Source organism: Pseudomonas sp. 8 R 14 (genome assembly GCF_900005955.1).
Taxonomy (GTDB): domain Bacteria; phylum Pseudomonadota; class Gammaproteobacteria; order Pseudomonadales; family Pseudomonadaceae; genus Aquipseudomonas; species Aquipseudomonas marginalis.
This window is the reverse complement of the sequence record NZ_CVTH01000072.1, coordinates 38,742-58,525: the sequence shown is the minus strand read 5'-3', so window position 1 is coordinate 58,525 and position 19,784 is coordinate 38,742. Positions and strand designations below refer to the sequence as shown.

At 63.1% G+C, this 19,784-nt stretch carries 16 protein-coding genes and 1 pseudogene; 9 read left to right on the top strand and 8 right to left on the bottom strand.

Annotated elements, in window-relative coordinates; all coding sequences use genetic code 11:
• A pseudogene (locus BFQ01_RS18115) lies at positions 1-316 on the bottom strand (energy transducer TonB); the annotation flags it as partial.
• Positions 317-540: 224 nt separating this feature from the next.
• Positions 541-1,407: a LysR family transcriptional regulator gene (locus BFQ01_RS18110; protein ID WP_065926340.1), complete on the bottom strand. Its 867-nt coding sequence runs from the start codon at positions 1,405-1,407 to the stop codon at positions 541-543.
• Between the two features lie 108 nt (positions 1,408-1,515).
• On the opposite strand from BFQ01_RS18110, the gene BFQ01_RS18105 reads away from it, so the two are divergent.
• Positions 1,516-2,703, top strand: a complete 1,188-nt coding sequence (locus tag BFQ01_RS18105; protein ID WP_065926338.1) for a CynX/NimT family MFS transporter — start codon at positions 1,516-1,518, stop codon at positions 2,701-2,703.
• Here BFQ01_RS18105 and BFQ01_RS18100 read toward each other — a convergent pair.
• Complete coding sequence (locus BFQ01_RS18100) at positions 2,674-4,989, bottom strand: TonB-dependent receptor (protein ID WP_065926337.1); 2,316 nt, start codon at positions 4,987-4,989, stop codon at positions 2,674-2,676. The genes BFQ01_RS18105 and BFQ01_RS18100 overlap by 30 nt on opposite strands.
• 155 nt (positions 4,990-5,144) lie before the next feature.
• On the opposite strand from BFQ01_RS18100, the gene BFQ01_RS18095 reads away from it, so the two are divergent.
• Together BFQ01_RS18095 and BFQ01_RS18090 are read left to right on the top strand one after the other, a co-directional pair.
• A complete protein-coding gene (locus BFQ01_RS18095) occupies positions 5,145-6,089 on the top strand; it encodes a LysR family transcriptional regulator (RefSeq protein WP_065926336.1) in 945 nt (314 codons plus the stop codon).
• Positions 6,090-6,189: 100 nt separating this feature from the next.
• A complete protein-coding gene (locus tag BFQ01_RS18090; protein WP_065926335.1) occupies positions 6,190-7,797 on the top strand; it encodes an alkaline phosphatase family protein in 1,608 nt (535 codons plus the stop codon).
• Between the two features lie 258 nt (positions 7,798-8,055).
• Here the strand turns inward: BFQ01_RS18090 and BFQ01_RS18085 are convergent, their stop codons facing one another.
• Positions 8,056-8,961, bottom strand: coding sequence for a TauD/TfdA dioxygenase family protein (locus tag BFQ01_RS18085; RefSeq protein WP_065926334.1), 906 nt, complete (start codon positions 8,959-8,961; stop codon positions 8,056-8,058).
• 179 nt (positions 8,962-9,140) lie between these two features.
• Between BFQ01_RS18085 and BFQ01_RS18080 the strand changes: the two genes are divergently transcribed.
• The gene (locus BFQ01_RS18080) at positions 9,141-10,061 is read left to right on the top strand and encodes a LysR family transcriptional regulator (RefSeq protein WP_065926333.1); all 921 of its coding nucleotides are present in this window, start codon (positions 9,141-9,143) and stop codon (positions 10,059-10,061) included.
• 53 nt (positions 10,062-10,114) lie between these two features.
• On the opposite strand, the gene BFQ01_RS18075 is transcribed toward BFQ01_RS18080, so the two are convergent.
• Positions 10,115-11,116, bottom strand: a complete 1,002-nt coding sequence (locus BFQ01_RS18075; RefSeq protein WP_065926332.1) for an ABC transporter substrate-binding protein — start codon at positions 11,114-11,116, stop codon at positions 10,115-10,117.
• A 288-nt stretch (positions 11,117-11,404) separates the two neighbouring features.
• Between BFQ01_RS18075 and BFQ01_RS18070 the strand changes: the two genes are divergently transcribed.
• Genes BFQ01_RS18070 through BFQ01_RS18060 form a run of 3 tightly spaced genes read left to right on the top strand, consistent with a single transcriptional unit; the run spans position 11,405 to position 15,449 of the window.
• Positions 11,405-12,997, top strand: coding sequence for an ABC transporter permease (locus BFQ01_RS18070; protein WP_065926331.1), 1,593 nt, complete (start codon positions 11,405-11,407; stop codon positions 12,995-12,997).
• Positions 12,994-13,809, top strand: a complete 816-nt coding sequence (locus BFQ01_RS18065) for an ABC transporter ATP-binding protein (protein WP_065926330.1) — start codon at positions 12,994-12,996, stop codon at positions 13,807-13,809. The genes BFQ01_RS18070 and BFQ01_RS18065 overlap by 4 nt, the downstream gene beginning before the upstream one ends.
• Before the next feature lie 29 nt (positions 13,810-13,838).
• A complete protein-coding gene (locus tag BFQ01_RS18060) occupies positions 13,839-15,449 on the top strand; it encodes an arylsulfatase (RefSeq protein ID WP_065926329.1) in 1,611 nt (536 codons plus the stop codon).
• On the opposite strand, the gene BFQ01_RS18055 is transcribed toward BFQ01_RS18060, so the two are convergent.
• Positions 15,421-16,500 carry a fatty acid desaturase gene (locus BFQ01_RS18055; RefSeq protein WP_065926328.1) on the bottom strand — a complete coding sequence of 360 codons (1,080 nt, stop codon included), beginning with the start codon at positions 16,498-16,500 and terminating at the stop codon, positions 15,421-15,423. The genes BFQ01_RS18060 and BFQ01_RS18055 overlap by 29 nt on opposite strands.
• A 101-nt stretch (positions 16,501-16,601) precedes the next feature.
• On the opposite strand from BFQ01_RS18055, the gene BFQ01_RS18050 reads away from it, so the two are divergent.
• A complete protein-coding gene (locus BFQ01_RS18050) occupies positions 16,602-17,606 on the top strand; it encodes an AraC family transcriptional regulator (protein ID WP_065926327.1) in 1,005 nt (334 codons plus the stop codon).
• Between the two features lie 365 nt (positions 17,607-17,971).
• Here BFQ01_RS18050 and BFQ01_RS18045 read toward each other — a convergent pair whose 3' ends face one another.
• Both BFQ01_RS18045 and BFQ01_RS18040 read right to left on the bottom strand, forming a co-directional pair.
• Positions 17,972-18,337: a response regulator gene (locus BFQ01_RS18045; protein WP_065926326.1), complete on the bottom strand. Its 366-nt coding sequence runs from the start codon at positions 18,335-18,337 to the stop codon at positions 17,972-17,974.
• Between the two features lie 38 nt (positions 18,338-18,375).
• Positions 18,376-19,062: a Crp/Fnr family transcriptional regulator gene (locus tag BFQ01_RS18040; RefSeq protein WP_065926325.1), complete on the bottom strand. Its 687-nt coding sequence runs from the start codon at positions 19,060-19,062 to the stop codon at positions 18,376-18,378.
• A gap of 83 nt (positions 19,063-19,145) precedes the next feature.
• On the opposite strand from BFQ01_RS18040, the gene BFQ01_RS18035 reads away from it, so the two are divergent.
• Positions 19,146-19,673 carry an Mpo1 family 2-hydroxy fatty acid dioxygenase gene (locus tag BFQ01_RS18035; RefSeq protein ID WP_065926324.1) on the top strand — a complete coding sequence of 176 codons (528 nt, stop codon included), beginning with the start codon at positions 19,146-19,148 and terminating at the stop codon, positions 19,671-19,673.
• The last annotated feature ends 111 nt before the right edge of the window (positions 19,674-19,784 follow it).

The following is a 19,784-nucleotide window of genomic DNA, read 5'->3' as shown; positions in this document are numbered from 1 at the left end:
CAGGCGGTGGCGGTTCCACCACGGGCGGTGCCGGCTGGGAAAATTCGATGGTCATCGGCGGAATTTCCGGCGGCACAATCGGCAGCACCGGCGTGGGTTTCTGGCTGACCCAATAAATCACTGCACCGTGCAGGGCCAACACCAACAAACCGAGCAGGATCCCTTCGCGGCGGCTGGAGAAGCGCTTCGGGGTTTGCTGCGTTCGCAATTGCCCCAACGGCGCGCGGTGCGGCCGGCCAAGGTCGACCAACTCACCACTCGGTGCCTGGCGCCATTGCGCCTCGGGTGCACTGGCGGCGGTCTGGACATTGCCCATTGATTGACTCCCTACGGTTTCGAAACAAAAAAACCGACGGGCCTGCGTGGAAGGCCGTCGAGGGCTGAATCATCGGGGCCAGACGCTTATCTCTTAAAGTAATTTTTGAAGTTATAGATAGATCAAATTTGAATAAACGAATGCTCTGCAAACACCAAAGCCCCGGCCCACGTGGCCTGGCGCCGAGGTGGTTTTTTTTGATGCTTTTCAGGCATACAAAATATTCACTTAAGGCATGGCTCAACGGGGCTGTTTGCACACAAATCGAACAGCTCAGCCTGCAAGCACTGCCCCGCGGCACTCAGGCCATGACGGGCATACAACGCCAGACGTACGCCTTGCACCACGGGCAAACCGCTGTCCGGCCCCAGTTCCACATGCCCTGGCTGCACGACCCGTCGCGGCAACAGACTCACACCCAACCCCGCCGCCACCGCCGAACACACGCTGGCCAGGCTTGCGCTGGAATAACCGATGCGCCAGCGCCAGCCGCCCACTTCCAGGTGGTGCAACATTTCATTGCGGTACAGGCCGCCCACCGGGAATGCCACCAACGGCAGAGGGTCGCGCCCCAGGCACGGCGTGCTGCGGCTGTCTACCCAACACAGCGGCTCGGGCCACGAGGCCAGGCAGTCATCGCTGCTGCCCATCTGCTTGACCAGCAACACATCGAACTCGCCGCTGCGGTATTGACGCTGCAACTCGGGCCCCAGGCCGCTGGTGACCTCCAGGCGCACCCGTGGATAGGCCAGCACAAATGCCGACAGCAACGGCATCAGGCGCTCGGCGGCAAAGTCTTCCGGTACCCCCAGGCGCAGCACGCCGTCGCTCTGTTGGTTGATCAACACATCGGTGGCTTCTTCATGCAGCGCGAGGATGCGTCGCGCATAGGCCAGCAAGCGTTCGCCCTCAGCGGTGGCGACCACGCGGCGCTGGTCGCGGTCCAGCAACTGGCACGCCACCGCCTCTTCCAGGCGGCGGATCTGCTGGCTCACGGTGGATTGGGTCAGGTGCAGGCGCTCGGCGGCGCGGGTGAAGTTGCCGCAGTCCACCACGGCGACAAAGCTGCGCAACAACACGGGATCGAACATCAGCGTCACCATTCTCTTTGCCACTGGTTGGCATGGTTATATTTAATTTCAGAATACCTTGGGTACTGACCATACTCACGCCTCATTTACCGACTGCAAGAGCGTTGCATGACCCTGAATAAATCCCTCGCCGGCTGGGGCCTGCTGGTGGTGCTCGGCCTGAACCTGCGGCCGATCCTCAGTTCCATCAGCCCGTTGCTCGGCGAGATCCGCCAGGCCACCGGCCTGAGCTTCCAGAGCAGCGCCTTGCTGACCAGCCTGCCAGTGGTCTGCATGGGGCTGGTGGCGCTGGTGGGCGTGCGCGTGGAAGCCCGCCTGGGTGAGCGACGTGGCATCGCCCTGGGCCTGATGATGATCCTGCTGGCGTGCCTGGCACGCTGGCTGATGGGCCAGGCGTCGGCGCTGCTGGTCACGGCGCTGCTCGGCGGCGCGGGTGTGGCGCTGATCCAGGCCTTGGTGCCGGCGATGATCAAGCGCGAATTCCGTCATCGCGTGCCGGTGGCGATGGGTGTGTACTCGGCCTCACTGATGGCCGGCGGCGGGCTCGCTGCGCTGCTCAGCCCGCTGGTGGCCACGCATTTCCAGGAATGGCAGGCGGGGTTAGGGGTGTGGCTGCTGCCGGCGTTGGGTGCCTTGCTGCTATGGGCCTGGCTGCCACTGGGCGCGGCCAGAAATCCACAGGTGGTGCCGGCCTTCAAGGACCTGCGCAATCGCCGCGCCTGGTTGCTGGCACTGTATTTCGGCCTGGTCAATTGCGGCTACATGAGCCTGGTGGCGTGGCTGCCGGCCTACTATCAGCAACTGGGTTGGGGCGTGCTGCCCAGCGGTTCGCTGCTGGCGTTCATGACCATCTTCCAGGTGATCGCCGCGCTGTTGATGCCGGTGCTGGCGCAGCGCGGTATCGACCGTCGGCCGCTGCTGGGCATCGCCCTGCTGGCCCAGACCGTGGGTTACCTCGGCCTGATCGTCGCGCCGCAGGAATATCCGCACCTCTGGGTGGCGTTGTGCGGCTTCGGCCTGGGCGCGTGTTTCGCCCTGAGCCTGCTGCTGACCCTCGACCACCATCGCGACCCACGCCAGGCCGGGCAACTGGCGGCCTTTGTGCAAGGCGTGGGCTTCTTGATCAATGCGGTGTCGCCGTGGCTGACCGGCTGGCTGCGCGGGCTGACCGGCAACTTTGTCAGCGCCTGGGTGGTGCTGACGGTCACGGCGGTGGCGATGCTGGCGGTGACACGCGTGTTCAGCCCGGCCACCTATCGCACGGGGCTAGAAGTCATAGCGCCCGGTCACCCCTAGCGTGCGCGGCGTACCGAGCAGGCCTTCGTAGCCGCCGTTCCCCCCCGTCCACAGCGTGGTGTAGTAGGTCTTGTCGAAGGCGTTTTTCAGCCATAACGACACGTCCCACTGCCCCTGCTCATAGTTGCCGCGCAGGCCGGTGGACAGGTTGACCACGGCGTAGGCGGGAATCTGTCCATAGTCGGAGTCCTCCACCGTGCCCACGGCCTTGGAGCGGAAGGCATAGCTGGCGGTGACATAGGGTTCGAAGCCGTTATCCAGGTTCCACTTGTATTCGCCGTTGGCGTTGGCGATCCATTTCGAGGCCCCCACCACTTGGTGCCCACTCAGGTCGCAGGAGGCCGGCGCACCGGGGCGCAGACTGACTTCCGGCGGGCACGGCGCATCCTTGTAAGACAGGTAGCTCACATCGTTGAACGAGCCGTTGAGGTTCAGCGTCAGGCCCTTGATCGGCACCAGGGTGCTTTCCACCTCGACACCCCGCGAGCGCACCGAACCGGCGTTGGTCAGGTACTGCACACGGTTGTCCTGGTCATAGGCATTGGTCTGGTAGCCGTTGACCTGGGTCCAGAACAGGTTGGCATTGAGCTGCAGCCGCCGGTCCCACAGCGTGCTTTTGAAACCCAGTTCGGCGTTGTTGGCGCGCTCGGTGCCGATCAACAGCGAGTCGGCCCCGGCCGTCGGTGCTGAGCCTACCGCCAGGTTGACCCCGCCGGACTTCTCGCCATGGGACAGCGTCGCGTAGCCCAGCAGGTTTTCGTTAAAGCGGTAGCTCAGGTTGAGCAAACCCGAGGGGCTGGTGCTGTATTGCGTGAGGTCGCCGGAGTCGTACGCCCCCGCGCGGCCACGTCGAGCCGTCGCGGCAGCACCGCTGACCGCCGCACCGCCAAGGGGAGCGTTGCGCGTGACCCAGGCACTTTTTTCTTCGTAGGTGCCGCGCAGGCCGGCGGTGAAATCCAGGCGCTCGGTGAGGTGCCAGGTGCCCTGGGCAAACAGTGCAAAACTGTCGGTGCGAATGTGCCCGTTGCCGACGCTGCTGACATTGGCCAGTGCGCCGGCTGGCGTGCCGTTCCAGATGTCGGCCTGGGGCCCGTAATAGCTGAAGGACTTGTTATCCAGAGAATTGCCGAAGTAGTAGGCGCCCAGCACGTAATCGAAGAAACCGCCGGTAGGCGAAGCCAGCCGGAATTCCTGGGACCACTGCTTATCTTCCACCGACACCCCGGCGTTATACGACGCCGGCACGTTAAGGCCGTCGTCGTTACGCGGGGTGAAATTCCAGAAGCGATAGGAACTGACCGAGGTCAGGGTGAAATCACTCGGCAACGTCCAGTTGGCCTCCAGCGACGTGCCGCCCTGGAACACGGTGACGTGCTGGTCGCTGTCCAGGTTGACCTTGCGGTGGGTGCCATCGACCAGGGTCGCGCCTGCGGCGTTGGCCCGCGACTGGTAGAGGTTGGTGCCGTTGATGGTCGGCCCGGTGCTGTACAGCACCCGGGTGCCGGCGCTGGAATCCTCTTCGTTGTAATCACCGATCCAGCGCAGGTTGAAGGTCTCGCTGGGCTTGTACAGCAGTTGCCCGCGAAAGCCCTGGCGCGAGCCGCCGTTAAGGTCATGGCCGTTGTATTCGTTCTTGATGTCGCCGTCGCTGCGGGTGCGATAGACCGAGAAACGCCCCGCCAGGTCATCGGTGAGCGGGCCGGAAATCGTGCCCTTGGTCTGGAAGTAGCCGTCCTCGCCCAGCGAGGTTTCAATGCTGCGCTCCGGGGTAAAACTCGGCGCGCGCGTGCTGATGTTGATCACCCCGGCGGTGGTGTTTTTGCCGAACAAGGTGCCTTGCGGGCCACGCAAGACTTCAAGCTGTTCGATGTCCATCAGGTCGAACACCGCCATGCCCGGCCGCCCCAGGTACACGTTGTCGATATACAGCCCTACGCTGCCCTCAAGGCCATCACTCGCCGGGTTGTTGCCCAGGCCACGAATCGACACGCTGGACTGGCGCGCATGCATATAAGCGACGTTGACGCTGGGCACCAGTTGCTGCAAATCCTGAATCCGATACACCCGTTGGCTCTCCAGGGCCTGGCCGCCGATCACGCTCATGGGCGTCGGCACTGCCTGGGCGCTTTCGGTGCGCCGCCGGGCGGTGACGGTGACCGTCTCCAACTCGCCGCCGGCGCTCTCGCCCTTGCTTACCGGCGCGGGCGTTTCGGCGGCCTGGGTCGGCGACCAACTGGAACTGCCGGCCACCAGAATGGCCAGGGGCAAGGACTTCAACAGACTCATAAGCGGCTCCGGAACCCGGAAATATCCATCGACAGATATTCCTTTAGGTTATTTATTTATGTTTTTACGAACATTTACTGCATAAGAGATAGCCTTTATAAGGAGTCGACCTAATGCATAGCCAATGCATTTCCCGGATATTTTTGATGTGAAAAATGCATATCGATTTGCGCCAGCTTCGTCACTTCATCGCCCTTGCCGAACAACGCAGTTTTGTCGCCGCCGCGTTGACGGTGAACCTGTCGCAATCGGCGTTCAGTCGCAGTATCCAGGCCCTGGAACACAGCGCCGGTTGCCAGCTGATTGACCGTGGCCGCAAAGACCTGGCGCCGACCAAACAAGGCCAGGTATTGCTGGAGCATGCTCGGCGCCTGGTCAGCGGCGCACAGCAACTGGCCAACGAGATCAGCCAGTTCAATGGCCTGGAGGCGGGGGAATTGCGTTTCGGCTGCGGCCCGGCACCGGCCAGCGGCTTGATCCCCCGCGCCATCGGCAGTTTTATCGGGCGCTACCCCAAGGCACGGGTGCAGTACCAGGTGGACGACTGGCAGAGCCTGAGCAAACGCCTGCTCAGTGAAGAGTTCGAGTTTTTCGTCGCCGACACCCGCCACTTCGAAGCCAACCCCGACTATCACACCCACCGCCTGCGCCCGCGCCGCTGGTATTTCTGCTGCCGCGCCGGCCACCCACTGGCCGGACGTGGCAGCGTAAGCGCCGCCGAGCTGATGAGTTACCCCCTGGCCGTGACCATCCGCCCGCCCAACCTGCGCAAGGTCATCGTCGACCTCAGCGGCCGGCCCGATTACCTGCCCAATGTCGAATGCGAGAACGGCTATAGCCTGATGGGCGTAGTGCTGCGCTCCGACGCCATCGGCATCGTCAGCGCCAACAGCGATGTGCTGCACATGGCCCGGGGCGAACTGGTGTGCTTGACGATCGAGGGCCTGGCGGAGGATCTGGAGGAGCGTTACACCCGCTACGGCGTCGTCAGCCGTGCAGGGTATCGCTTGTCGCCGCTGGCCGAAGCGATGATCGAGCAGATCAAGCAGATCGATGAGTTGGATGAAGAGGTGTGCGCGCTGGAGAACGTCGCCGTCTAGGCCATGCATCCACTGCATCAAAGCCAGTCCCCAAATGCACTTGCCAGCCCCCCACCCGAACGGCGAAAAACCTCACCTGTCCTCCGTCTGGTGAAGTCCCATGTCCCACCCCCAACCCGTGCGCAACGTGCTGTACATCATGTGCGACCAACTGCGCCGCGATTACCTGTCGTGCTACGGCCACGCCCACTTGCACACGCCGAACATCGATCGCCTGGCCGCCGCCGGTGTGCGCTTCAGCCGCGCCTATACCCAAGGCACCATCTGCGGGCCCTCGCGCATGTCGGCCTATACCGGGCGCTACGTCAGCAGCCACCAGGTGGCGTGGAACGCGGTGCCGTTGCCCCTGGAAGAACTGACCCTCGGCGACTACCTGCGTCCCCACGGCATCCGCACGGCACTGGTCGGCAAGACCCACGCCACACCCAATGTTGACGCCTTGCAACGCCTGAATATCGACCCTGACAGCGAGCAGGCCGAGCCATTGAACGAGGTTGGCTTCGAGGCGTACCTGCGTCACGACGGCATCTACCCCGACAGCCCGCTGTTCGAGGATAAACGCGAGTCCGCGCCCTACACCCATTACCTGCGCGAGCAGGGCTACAGCGGCACCAACCCGTGGCACGAATGGGCGAATGCGGCAGCAGGTGAAAACGGCGAAGTCCTCAGCGGTTGGCACATGCGCAATGCAGGCCGCCCCGCGCGCGTGGCCGAGGAACATTCGGAAACCGTCTACACTACCGACCGCGCCATCGACTTTATCCGTGAGCAGGCCGAACAACCGTGGTGCCTGCACCTGTCCTATATCAAGCCACACTGGCCCTACATCGCACCGGCGCCCTATCACGCACTGTATGGCGCCGAGCATATCCAGGCACCGATCCAGCCAGGGGAGACCAGCGATCACCCGGTGTACCAGGCGTTCCGACAGCACCAGGAAAGCCTGAATTTTTCCCGTGACGAGGTACGGCTCACGGTGATTCCCACCTACATGGGCTTGATCAAACAGGTCGACGACCAACTGGGACGCCTGTTCGATTTCCTGCAAGGCAATGGCCGTTGGGACGACACCCTGATCGTGTTCACCAGCGACCACGGTGACTTCCTCGGCGATCACTTCCTCGGCGAAAAAGAGTTTTTGCTGGAACCTGCGGTGGGCATTCCGCTGATCGTGCGCGACCCACGCGCCGCCGCCGATACCCGCCGTGGCACGGTGGACGCGCATCTGGTGGAAACCATCGATGCGCTGCCGACCTTCCTCGACGCCTTGGGCCTGCCCGCAGCCGAGCACCGCCTGGAAGGGCGCTCACTGATCCCGCTGCTGCACGGCCAGGCAACGCGCTGGCGCCGCTACGCCATCGCCGAGTACGACTACGCCTTCCAGGCCCCGGCCCGCGAACGCCTGGCGCAACCCATCGACCGTTGCCGCATGACCATGGTGCGCAGCGAGCGCTGGAAATACCTGGCGTACGACGGCTTCCGCCCACAGCTGTTCGACCTGGAAAACGACCCGCAGGAACTGCACGACCTGGGCAACGACCCGGCCTATGCCGAAGTGCGCGAAACCCATTTGGGGTATCTGTTCGAATGGCTGCGCGGGCTGAAGCGACGCACCACCATCAGCCACGCAGAGATCGATCTGCGTGGCCAACGGTTTCGTTACGGTGAGCCGCAAGCGGAGAAAGTGGTGCAGATCGGCGTGTGGTAAACCACACATCGAATGTGGGGGGTCCCACTACCTCTTCGAAGTAGCGTTGTCGCGCAGCAAACGGGTACCTCTGTGGTGAGCGGGCTTGCCCCGCGTTGGGGTGCGAAGCGCCCCTGATGAAGACGAATGCGGTGTATCAGGCACTTCGCTGCGCCTGGTTCTGGGGCTGCTTCGCAGCCCAACGCGGGGCAAGCCCGCTCACCACAGGTACGGTGTTCGCCGTTGACTGACTGGCATCAGGGCTTGCCCCCTCCCACATTAGAGACCTTTGGTGGTCTGGCTGCGCTGCCCTTGCACGCCCACCGGCACATCGCCCTTGAGCGTCACCCGGCGCACGATGCGTTCCTGGGTGCCGTAGTCGTCCACGGCGTAATGCTGGGTGGCGCGATTGTCCCAGATCGCCACGTCGCCAGTGTTCCAGCGCCAGCGCACGGTGTTTTCCAGGCGGGTGACGTGGCTTTGCAGCAGGTTGAACAGCTGGGTCGAGTCAGCCAGGGAATAACCTTTCAGGCGCTTGACGAAGTGCCCCAGCAACAGGGTTTTCTCGCCACTGACCGGATGCACGCGCACCACCGGGTGCTCGGTTTCGTACACCGTCGAGGTGAACACCTTGCGGTATGCCTCAAGCCGCTCGGCCGACACATCCGGCTTGAGCGCGGCGTAGTCGTATTCGTTGCTGTGCACTGCCCACAAGTTATCCGCCAGGGCGCGCAGTTCGACGCTGAGGTCGTTGTAGGCGCTCGAGGTGTTGGCCCAGACCGTGTCGCCACCGGACTTGGGCGCCAGCACCGAACGCAGCACCGAGGCTTTCGGGTAGGCATCGACGAAGGTCACATCGGTGTGCCAGGAATTGGCGCGCTGCCCACGGGTACCGTCCAGTTCCATCAGGAAGCGCGTGCCGTCGCGCACCGGCACCGTCGGGTGGGCAATCGGCTCGCCGAGCAGATGGGCAAAGGCTTCCTGGCTCTGGTCATCGAGGTGAGTCTGCTCGCGAAAGAAGATCACCTTGTACTGCACCAGCGCCTGCTGGATGGCTTCGACCGTGGCGGCATCCAGATCGCCGGACAGTGTGATACCGCGAATCTCGGCGCCGATGCGGCCGGCGACCGGGTGAATATCCAGCGCCTGGGCGACGGGTTGAACAGCTAATGCGGCGTTGCTCATGGTGATGACCCTCTTGTGCCTGCTGATGGGGACGCTTTCCGACAACGCTCTATCCATATGCAATTTAGATCTAGCAGATGAACAAATGCTTCATTGACGGAATAAGAGCTTGCATTTAAAACCTCTGCTCCCGTGGTCGCAAATGCCTTCGACCTATTTTTAAGATGCAGGGAAAGCATATGGATCTTCGCCAACTGCGCTACTTCATCGCCCTCAACGAACACCGCAGTTTCGTGCGTGCGGCGGACGCCATGGGCATCACCCAACCGGCGTTCAGCCGCAGCATCCAGGGGCTGGAACAGGAGTTCGGCTGCGTGCTGGTCGACCGTGGCCACAAGGACCTGCGCCCCACGCCGGAGGGCCAAGTGGTGCTGCAACATGCCTTGTCCCTGGTGCACGGCGCCGCCTTGCTGAGCAGTGAAGTGACGCGCATGACCAAGCTCGACGCCGGCGACCTGCGCTTCGGCTGCGGCCCGGCCCCGGCAGTGAAACTGGTGCCGGATGCGGTGGCGCGCTTTATCAGCGCCCACCCGAAAATCCGCACCAGTTTCCAGGTGGATAACTGGGAAAAACTCAGCCGTGCCCTGAGCCGTGAAGAGATCGAATTCTTTATCGCCGACATCCGCCAATTCGAAGCCGACCCGAATTTCCAGACCCGCGCGCTGACCCCCAAGCGCGGGGTATTTTTTTGCCGACCGGGGCACCCGTTGCTGGCCAAGGACAGCCTGTCGACCAACGACATGTTCGACTACCCGCTGGCGTCGCCGCTGATCTCACAGGGCATTCGCAAACTGTTGGCGAACCTGAGCGGGCGCATGGATTTTTCCCCGAGCATCCAGACCGAACATTTCCCGGCGCTGGTGAAGATCGTACTGCAGTCCAATGCCATCGGCGTGGGCACCGAGGAGGCATTCGCCGAAGACATCGCCCAGGGCACGCTGAAGCTGCTGCACTGGCGCAACCTGCCGCAGAACATGGAGACCATGAGCGCCCGCTGCGGGATTGTCAGCCGCACCGGTTCGCGGTTGTCGCCGGCGGCGAAGGCGATGATCGAGACGCTGGTGGAGGTGGACAGGCAGGAGGTGAGTGTGGCGGTTTGAAGGGCCTCATCGGGGGCAAGCCCCCGATGGCGATAGCCCAGGCACCACCCGACTCAAAGCCCCGCCGCCGACAGATTCGGCGCCACCCAGTCACTCACCTGGAACGACTTGCGAATCAGCTTCTCCTTGGAAGCCAGGTCCACCGAACCCTGCAATTTAGCCAGGAACACCGGGTCCAGGGTCGACGGGAAAATCTCGCTGAGGGTCTGGTCTTTCAAGTCATTGGTGAGGATCACCGGCGGGTAACTGGCCAGCCCGGACACCAGCGCTATGTAGGCTTGCTTGTTGTTGTCATCGGTCAACCATTGCACCGCCTGCTGCTGGGCCTTGAGCAGCTTGGCGACGGCGTCGGGGTGCTCGTCGACAAACTGCTTGCTGCCCACCAGCACCGCCTGGACGCTGCCGGCGCCACCGAGGTCCTTGGTGGTCAGCGGTATTTCAGCCAGCCCCTTGGCTTGCAATGCCGTCAGGTTCGAACCGCCCCAGGTGGCGTCGATCTGCTTGGCGGCCAACGCGGCATTGGCGGCGTTGTAGTCCAGGCTGATGACTTTGAGGTCCTTCTCACTCAAGCCCTGGCTGGCCAATGCACTGTCGAACGACAACTGGCTGGCCGTGCCACGGAACACCGCGACGCGCTTGCCCTTGAGGTCCTGCAAGGTCTTGATGCCAGAACCCGGTACCACGCCGAGGTACTGCTTGATGTCCCGCGCGGTAGCACTGAGCAAGCGCGTCTCCAGGCCATTGGAGCGGCCGATGATCGCCGCCAGGTCGCCCAGGTACGCCAGGTCCACCTGCCCGTTGGCGAAGGCTTCGTTGATCACAGGGCCGGCGCCCTTGAAGTAATTCCACTGGATCTTGATGCCTTGGTCGGCAAAGGCTTTTTCGAAGATCTGCTGCTCGCGCAGCACGTCCGTTATGCCCCCGCCGCTGTGCTGGCTGCCTGCGCTGAGGTCGGGCACGGCGATGCGAATTTCCTTGAGGTCGGCAGCCTGTACCAGGCCCGCCAGTGCGGTGCCTGCGACCAGGGTGATCAGACGTTTGAACGGCAGTTTCATAAGCGCAGCTCCTTGTGGGCGAGGGTCGCCTGGGGAGCAGAAAGTAGGCACAACCTGTTCAAAACTTTAAATACTATAAATTCACAATTTAATAGCTTTTAGGACTATGCGAAGTGAAACGCAGGCTCCAGAGGGCTATGCATGAATAGCATCGAAAATATTCTTCGAATGCATTGGATGCGTGCCGGAGCGAGGCTTTAAATGGCTTTTCTTATCCCTCAATCATCTTGATTACGTTTTTATAAGATCGAAATCACATAACGCCCTTGGCGACAACGGAGGTCCTCCATGGCCCGAATCTCACTTTTGAGCCTACCGCTCGCGGCTCCCGGCGCCACGCCACGTTGGCCGCTGCACAGTGAACGGCTGTTGCCATGGTTGCTGCCGGTGACGCTGTTTGCGCTGTGGTGGCTGGCCAGCCGCAATCACTGGATGAGCGAGCAGATCCTGCCGCCACCGTCGCTGGTGTGGAGCAGCGCCGTGGAACTGGCCGGCGGCGAGCTGTGGAGCCACCTGGCGATCAGCCTGCAACGCCTGTCCTGGGGGTTGCTGGCGGGCATTGGCGCCGGGGCGCTGCTGGGGGCGGTGTTGGGTTTCAGCGCGCGCGCCGAGCGCCTGGTGTTTCCGACGTTCAGCGCGTTGTCGCAGGTACCGACCCTGGCCTGGATTCCACTGTTCATGGTGTTCTTCGGCATTGGCGAAACCCTGAAACTGGTGGTGCTGGTGAAAGCGATCGTGGTGCCCGTCACCCTGCATACCCTGGTGGGCGTGCGCGACGCCCAACCCCAGTTACGCGAAGCCGCCCGCGTGTTGCGCCTGCCCACGCACCTGTTGATCCGGCGCCTGATCCTGCCTGCCGCGCTGCCAGCATTCATGGCCGGCGTGCGCCTGGCCCTGGCGGCCGGCTGGACCTCGCTGCTGGCGGTGGAGTTGCTGGCCTCCAGCGAAGGCATCGGCTACCTGATGGTGTGGGCGCGCCAGCTGTTCATGCTCGATATCGTCTTCGTGTGCATCGTGGTCATCGGCGTATTCGGCGTGGTGATGGACCGTGGCATTGGCTGGCTGGACCGCAAATGGGTGCACTGGCCCCACCCGGCCACGGCGCAGATTCGTCGCGGCCCGCGCTATCAAGGCTGGCAGCGCCTGCAACCGTGGTTGCTGCCCCTGCTGTTGCTGGCGCTGTGGCAGGTCGCGACGCAACAAGGCTGGGTCGACACGAACATTCTGGTCAGCCCATGGGTGGTGCTGCACACCACCGTCGCCGGGGTGGTGGATGGCAACCTCAGCGGTGCACTGGGCACCAGCCTGGGGCGAAGCCTGGGCGGGTTGCTGCTCGGTGGCGGCCTTGGCTTTGCCATGGGCCTGTGGCTGGGACTGTCACGGCGCAGTGAGCGGGTACTCGGGCCGACCCTGGCCGCCTTGCGCCAGATCGCGATTTTCGCCTGGGTGCCGCTGCTCACTGCCTGGTTTGGCCTGGGTGAGTTGGCCAAATGGGTGTTTATCGCCCTCGCCGCCTTCTTCCCGTTGTTTATCGCCACCCAACGCAGCGTGCTGAATCTGTCGCCACAGCTCAACGAAGCGGTGCAGGTGTTGCGCCTGAACCTGTTCCAACGGCTGCGACGCCTGGTACTGCCAGGCGCCGCAGCCGGCATTTTCGCCGGCCTGCGCCTGAGCCTGATCTACGCCTGGCTGGGCACCATCGGTGCGGAATATTTCATGCCGTCCAACGGCGGTATCGGCAGCCTGATGATCGGCGCCCAACAACTGCTGCGCATGGACCTGATCATGAGCGGCATGCTCCTGGTCGGCCTCACCGGCGCGGCCCTCAACCTGATCGGCCAGCGCATCGAAACCCGCGCCACCCGCTGGAGACACGCATGAACGCACCTATCGTCAGCTTCAACCATGTGGGCAAGACCTTCGACGTCGACGGCTTCGAGCTGGAAGCCATCCGCGAATTCAACCTGGAGATTGCCGAAGGCGAATTCGTCGCGATTGTCGGCTCCAGCGGCTGCGGCAAATCCACCCTGCTGCGTTTGCTGGTGGGGCTCGATACGCAGTTTCGCGGCGAGATCCGCGTCGACGGCAAAGCGGTCAGCGGCATCGGCGGCGAGCGCGGCATCGTGTTCCAGGAGCATCGTCTGTTCCCCTGGCTCACCGTGGCGGAAAATATCGGCCTGGGCCTGGTCAACGAGCCACTGAGCGAAGCAGAGCGCAATCGGCGCATCAGCGATTTTATCGAGCTGGTCGGCCTCACCGACTTCACCCGCGCCTATCCGCACCAACTGTCCGGCGGCATGGCGCAACGGGTGGCGATTGCCCGCGGCCTGGTGGCCAGCCCGCGCATTCTGCTGCTGGACGAACCCTTCGGTGCCCTCGACGCCCTGACCCGCCAGCAGATGCAGGACGAACTCCTGGCGATCCGCGCCCGCGCCAAAATCACCACGGTATTGGTGACCCACGATGTGGAGGAAGCGATTTTCCTCGCCGACCGCGTGGTGGTGATGGAGCCCCGGCCGGGGCGGATCAAGCAGGTCGTCGAGATTGCCCTGCCCCACCCGCGCCAGCGCAGCAGTTTCGAATTCCACCAGCTGCGTGAGGAGTTGCTGCATGAACTGACCAGCGACGGCCATTACCAGCCGCCCGCGCGCGAACAGATCCGCGACCTGCCACTGGCGTTTATCGCCTGCTGAAAAACCGCCTGCTGATGAGGAGTGCCTTGATGCCGCAACGTCCCAATTTTCTCGTGATCCTGGCCGATGACATGGGCTTCTCCGACCTCGGTGCGTTTGGCGGGGAAATTTCCACGCCGCACCTGGACGCACTCGCCCTGAACGGCCTGCGCCTGACCGACTTCCATACTGCCCCGACGTGCTCGCCTACCCGCTCGATGCTGCTCACCGGCACCGACCACCATATCGCCGGTATCGGCACCATGGCCGAGGCACTGACCCCGGAGCTGATCGGCAAGCCCGGCTACGAGGGCTACTTGAATGACAAGGTGGTGGCACTGCCGGAGCTGCTGCGCGAGGCCGGTTATCAGACACTGATGAGCGGCAAGTGGCACCTGGGCCTGACCGCCGAACTGGCGCCCCACGCCCGCGGTTTCGAGCGTTCGTTCTCGCTGCTGCCGGGGGCGGCCAACCACTACGGCTTCGAACCGACCTATAACGACGACACCCCGGGCCTGCTCAAATCCACCCCGGCGCTGTACATCGAAGACGACCGGTTCGTGGAGCAATTGCCCAAGGACTTCTATTCCTCCGATGCCTTCGGCGACAAGCTGCTGCACTATCTCAAGGAGCGCGACCAGGCCCGGCCGTTCTTCGCCTACCTGCCGTTTTCCGCGCCGCACTGGCCGTTGCAGGCGCCTGCGGACATCGTCGAGAAGTACCGTGGCCGCTACGACGCCGGCCCCGAAGTGCTGCGCCTGGAACGCCTGGAAAAACTCAAGGCATTGGGGCTGATCGACGCCAATGTCGAACCCCATCCGTTGATCGAACTGAACACCCAGTGGGCCGCCTTGAGCGACGAACAGCGCCAGGTCTCGGCGCGGGCCATGGAGGTGTATGCGGCGATGGTCGAGCGCATGGACTGGAACATCGGCCGAGTGGTGGATTACCTGCGCCAGCAGGGGCAGTTGGACAATACCTTCATTGTGTTCATGTCCGACAACGGCGCCGAAGGTGCGCTGTTGGAGGCGTTCCCCAAGTTCGGGCCGCAGTTGCTCACCTACCTCAACCAGCATTACGACAACAGCCTGGACAATATCGGCCGCGCCAATTCCTATGTCTGGTATGGCCCGTCATGGGCGCAGGTGGCGACGGCGCCGTCGCGGTTGTTCAAGGCGTTCACCACCGAGGGCGGGATTCGCGTGCCGGCGCTGGTGCACTATCCGCAGTTGTCGCTCAAAGGTCGTATCAGCCATGGTTTCGGCACGGTGATGGACATCACGCCGACCATCCTCGACCTGGCCGGCGTGCGCCATCCGGGCAAACAATGGCGTGGCAAGCCGGTGGCGCCGCTGCGGGGCAAGTCGTGGCTGGGCTTCCTCTCTGGCGAGACCGCCCAGGTGCACGACGACAACACCGTAACCGGCTGGGAACTGTTCGGCCGCCGCGCGATTCGCCAGGGCCAGTGGAAAGCCGTGTACATCCCCGGCCCGGTGGGCCCGGCGACCTGGCAGCTGTATGACCTGGGCCAGGATCCCGGCGAAATCCACGACCTGGCCTTGAGTCATCCGGACAAGCTCGCCACGTTGATCGGCCACTGGCAGCAGTACGTCGACGAAACCGGCGTGGTGCTCAGCGCGTCGCCGTTTCAGCCGGATTGAGCCGGGCCTGGGGCGACGCCATGGGCTCAAGCCGATTGGCCCGCGCAAACGTGCCGAAATCATTGAAGCGCACGCCCATCTCGGCCATGACCTTATGTGCCACCTTGGCCGTCATCTGGCGGATGTAGAACGGCTCCTTCACCACAAAATGGTGAATCCCGTGGGTGCTGCCGAAGTTGAAGCAGAACGCCTGCAACGGCCACAGCCACCACGGGTTCAGCACTTGGGTTTGCTGGATCACATTGCCCGGTTCCACATCGCCGTAGTAGTGCATGTTGGAGCTGACAAAGTGCAGGCAAAAGGTGCGCAGCACATTGGGGCCGATGATCACCACGGCGGCGATGTCGATCACCTGCATCATCTGCAAGGTGCCGGTGGACCAGTCGATCGGCGTGCCCAGCAGGCTGGCGATGCCGTTGGCGGCATGGAAGCCGAGGAAGATATACCACGCGCCCCAATGCAGCAGCGCCAAAGGTGCGTAGACCAGCAGCGAGCGCTTGAGGATCTTGAGTTTGTGGCCCCAGGTCTTGGCGCGCAGCATGCGGATAAACGCCGACATCACGTTATCGCCCACCATCAGCAACCGCGCCAGGCCCCAGGGCTCGCCGTTGGTGATCGCACGTTCCTCCATATCGGTCTCGGTGCCGGAGACCTTGTGGTGATTGAGGTGCAGGTGCCGACGGATCCACGGGTTGATGGTACTCGGCCGCGCCAGCCACACCAGGCCCATCATCAGGTTGTGGGCCACGCGCTGTTTACGAAAGTACATGCTGTGGATCAGGTCGTGTTCCAGCTCGTGGGTCAGTGAGGCCAGGAACGCATTGAGCAGCAGGCAGGTCCACCAGGCCATATGACCGCTGATATAGAGCGCCGCCGAGCCGATCATGCCGAGCAGGGCAAAGGCCAGGATGCCCGCGCCCAGGGCGTCCTGATGCTGCAACCACGGGTGCCGGCGACGCAAGCGCACGCCTTCGGCGAGCACCACTTCACGGATATGCGCCGAACGCTGTTGCGCGTTCATCTGCTGGGGACTTGCAGAAGTACCGTCCATGCTCCCATCCTCTTATTCATTGAGGGTTACATCCTGCACCAGGGCTTCTTGCAGGACGCTAGCCCCACACGCCAACCTGTTGACCGCAAGCGCCAATCGCCATGACCGAACCGACTTCCCTCGCCAGCTGGACCCGCGCCCTGCGCAAGCAGCTCGATGCCCTGGGCCTCGACAGCGCCGCGCTGTGCGCCCAAGCCGGGCTTGATCCGCAGCAGATGGACGACCCCAACGCGCGTTACCCGCTGTCGGCCACCACGCGCCTGTGGGAACTGGCGGTGCAGGCCAGCGGCGATCCGGCCATCGGGTTGCGGGTGTCGCGGTTTGTCAGCCCGACCACCTTTCATGCGCTGGGTTATGCATTGGTGGCGAGCGGCAGCCTGCGCGAGGTGTTCGAGCGCATCGTGCGGTATCACCAGGTGGTCAGCGATGCCCTGAGCCTGGAACTCAGCGGCGATGGCGAGCGCTACCGCTTTCGCCTGCTGCAACCGCCAGGCAGCCCGGCGCCGGCGCTGGAAGCCATCGATGCGTTTGCCGCGATCTATGTGCGCACGTGCCGCAATCGCCTGGGCCGCGACTATGCGCCGCTGGCGGTTTACCTGCGGCGCCCGCAACCCGCCGACCCCAAGCCCTGGCACACGGTGTTCCGCGCACCGGTGTTTTTCGGCGCCGAGGAAGACCGCCTCGAATTCGCCGCCAGCGATTTCGACAGCCACCTGGACGACGCCAACCCGGAACTGGCCGAACACAACGAAACCGTGCTCAAACGCACCCTGGCGCAACTGCAACCGCTGACCTGGGAGCGCAAGGTGCGCGCGGCCATCGAGGCGCAACTGCCCGATGGCGAGCCGAGTGCCGAGCGGATTGCCCAGGCGCTGCACTTGAGTTTGCGCAGTTTGCAGCGGCATCTGGCGGATGAGGGGTGTCGGTTTGATGCGTTGCTCAATGAGTGTCGCCAGAACTTGGCGTTGCTCCACTTGCGTGATCCACAGTGTTCATTGGCCGAGGTCAGCCATCTGTTGGGATTTGCCGATACCAGCAGCTTTAACCGGGCGTTCAAGCGCTGGACGGGGATGACGCCGGGGCAGTTTCGGGATGGGTTGCGGTAAGGGGATATGTGGGGAGGCTGAAGGTCTCATCGGGGCATGGGTATCTACACAACTTTTCAGCCCCTGACAAATCTCACTGTGGCGAGCGGGCTTGTCCCGCGCTGGGCTGCGTAGCAGCCCCAAAACCAGCCTCTACAGAGTGTCTGATACACCGCGTTCTTCTTTACTGGGGCTGCTACGCAGCCCAGCGCGGGACAAGCCCGCTCACCACAACAGCCCTATCTGCCGGGCGCTCAGTGTTGAGCCCAAGTTGTGTAGATACCTATGCTCATCGGGGGCAAGCCCCCACATTTGAAATGCGTTCTCCTGTGGGAGGGGGCTTGCTCCCGATGGCAATCTTTCAGGCACTACAGTGACGGGATCAATCAGCGACCCCGATCCCGCCGCAACAGTTTCCTGACCCGCATCACCAACCCCTTGGCCTCAAACGGCTTGAGCAGGTAATCATCCTCATGCAGCTCCAAGCCGCGCAGGCGATCTTCAATCCCGCCCGGCGTGGTCAGGAACAACACCGGCGTCTCACCCTTCTGCCGGATGGCCTGCTGCAGCTTCCAGGCATTCAGGCCGGGCAACATCACATCCAGGATCACCAGGTCGTATTCGGCGCTTTCGACAAAGCGCTGCGCCGCCATGCCGTTGGCCGCGACTTCCACGGTGTAGCCGGCCTCGTTCAAGCCCCGGGCCATCCGCTGTGCCTCTTCGGATTCATGTTCCACTAACAGCACACGCATAACACACCTCGATTGATCAGGTTTGCAGGCTAACACCCTCAGGTGTGCGCCGCCTCTCGTAGCCGCTGCGCATCGAGGATTTCGATCTCGCCGTAGCCCAGGCGCACGATGCCCTGGGCTTGCAGGTCCTTGAGCAAGGCATTGGTGGTCTGGCGCGACAGGCTCAACATCGCCGCCAGGTCTTCCTGGGGCAGTTGCAGCACGCGTTTTGAAGGCGCCATGTCGCCGTAGCCCTCAACAATCATCAACAGCCGGTGGGCCAGGCGCACCGAAGCGGGCATCAGGCTGAGCTGTTCGAGGCCGATAAAACTCAGGCGCAGCTTCTGGCTCATCAGCAACGCCAGGTCGCGCCAGTAGCAAGGGGATTGATCGAGGATCTTCAGCAGCGCCAGCTGCGGCACCTGCACCAGCGTGCACGGCCCCGTGGCGCAGGCGTCGTGGGTGCGCGGCAAGCCGTCGAACAGGCAGATCTCGCCGAACCAGTAGGGCGCCCCCACCAGGCTCAACAGCGCTTCCTTGCCGTGCTCATTCACCGCACTGACACGCAACGTGCCGTCGAGCACCGCATACAAGCCGCAGGGCGGGTCGCCGCGCTTGAACAGGTATTGACCCGCCGTCAGCTGCCGCAGCCGCGCATGGGCCAGCAGACTATGCTGGAAAGGTACGGGCAGGTGACTGAACCAGTGGCCGACGGCCAACCGGGAGTGCCATTGCGTCGCATCCATGAGAACTCCGAAGATTGTCGCCCAACTGACAGTTAGTCCCAGGCTGACAGGGCATGATCAAACATCCTACAGGAGGAACAACAATGAAAAGCCTCGTCGATCACCTCAGTCAATACGCCGCGTACCACCGCGACCCACGCAATATCGCCAGCCACTTCATCGGCATCCCGCTGATTGTGGTCGCCGTGGCTGTGCTGCTGTCACGCCCCGAATGGGCTGTGGGTGGGCTGTGGCTTTCCCCGGCAGTGATAGTGGCGCTGTTTTCCGCGTGGTTTTACCTGCGGCTTGAACTGGCCCTGGGCGCGCTGATGACGGTGTTGATGGGCTTGTCGCTGTGGGCCGGGCACGTGTTGGCGGCGCAGAGCACGATGGTGTGGCTCAGCAGCGGGGTGGGAATGTTCGTGGTGGGCTGGGTGATTCAGTTTGTCGGGCATTACTACGAAGGCAGGAAGCCGGCGTTTGTGGATGACGTGTCGGGGCTGATTGTGGGGCCGCTGTTTGTGGTGGCGGAGGTGGCGTTTTTGCTGGGGCTGCGCCAGGGTTTGAAGCAGCAGATCGAAGAGCGCTCGGGACCGGTGGTTCGCCGCGATCTGGAGCCGAGACAGATCTGAATATGGGAGGGGGCTTGCTCCCGATTGCAGTGGGTCAGCAGCAGATAAGCTGGCTGAAACACCGCTATCGGGAGCAAGCCCCCTCCCACATTGAACCTGTTTCACATCGGG

Bases quoted from the DNA above. Each gene is read 5' to 3' on its own strand.
- BFQ01_RS18110 (WP_065926340.1), bottom strand. From the start codon at position 1,407: ATGTTCGATCCCGTGTTGTTGCGCAGCTTTGTCGCCGTGGTGGACTGC.
- BFQ01_RS18105 (WP_065926338.1), top strand. From the start codon at position 1,516: ATGACCCTGAATAAATCCCTCGCCGGCTGGGGCCTGCTGGTGGTGCTC.
- BFQ01_RS18100 (WP_065926337.1), bottom strand. From the start codon at position 4,989: ATGAGTCTGTTGAAGTCCTTGCCCCTGGCCATTCTGGTGGCCGGCAGT.
- BFQ01_RS18095 (WP_065926336.1), top strand. From the start codon at position 5,145: ATGCATATCGATTTGCGCCAGCTTCGTCACTTCATCGCCCTTGCCGAA.
- BFQ01_RS18090 (WP_065926335.1), top strand. From the start codon at position 6,190: ATGTCCCACCCCCAACCCGTGCGCAACGTGCTGTACATCATGTGCGAC.
- BFQ01_RS18085 (WP_065926334.1), bottom strand. From the start codon at position 8,961: ATGAGCAACGCCGCATTAGCTGTTCAACCCGTCGCCCAGGCGCTGGAT.
- BFQ01_RS18080 (WP_065926333.1), top strand. From the start codon at position 9,141: ATGGATCTTCGCCAACTGCGCTACTTCATCGCCCTCAACGAACACCGC.
- BFQ01_RS18075 (WP_065926332.1), bottom strand. From the start codon at position 11,116: ATGAAACTGCCGTTCAAACGTCTGATCACCCTGGTCGCAGGCACCGCA.
- BFQ01_RS18070 (WP_065926331.1), top strand. From the start codon at position 11,405: ATGGCCCGAATCTCACTTTTGAGCCTACCGCTCGCGGCTCCCGGCGCC.
- BFQ01_RS18065 (WP_065926330.1), top strand. From the start codon at position 12,994: ATGAACGCACCTATCGTCAGCTTCAACCATGTGGGCAAGACCTTCGAC.
- BFQ01_RS18060 (WP_065926329.1), top strand. From the start codon at position 13,839: ATGCCGCAACGTCCCAATTTTCTCGTGATCCTGGCCGATGACATGGGC.
- BFQ01_RS18055 (WP_065926328.1), bottom strand. From the start codon at position 16,500: ATGGACGGTACTTCTGCAAGTCCCCAGCAGATGAACGCGCAACAGCGT.
- BFQ01_RS18050 (WP_065926327.1), top strand. From the start codon at position 16,602: ATGACCGAACCGACTTCCCTCGCCAGCTGGACCCGCGCCCTGCGCAAG.
- BFQ01_RS18045 (WP_065926326.1), bottom strand. From the start codon at position 18,337: ATGCGTGTGCTGTTAGTGGAACATGAATCCGAAGAGGCACAGCGGATG.
- BFQ01_RS18040 (WP_065926325.1), bottom strand. From the start codon at position 19,062: ATGGATGCGACGCAATGGCACTCCCGGTTGGCCGTCGGCCACTGGTTC.
- BFQ01_RS18035 (WP_065926324.1), top strand. From the start codon at position 19,146: ATGAAAAGCCTCGTCGATCACCTCAGTCAATACGCCGCGTACCACCGC.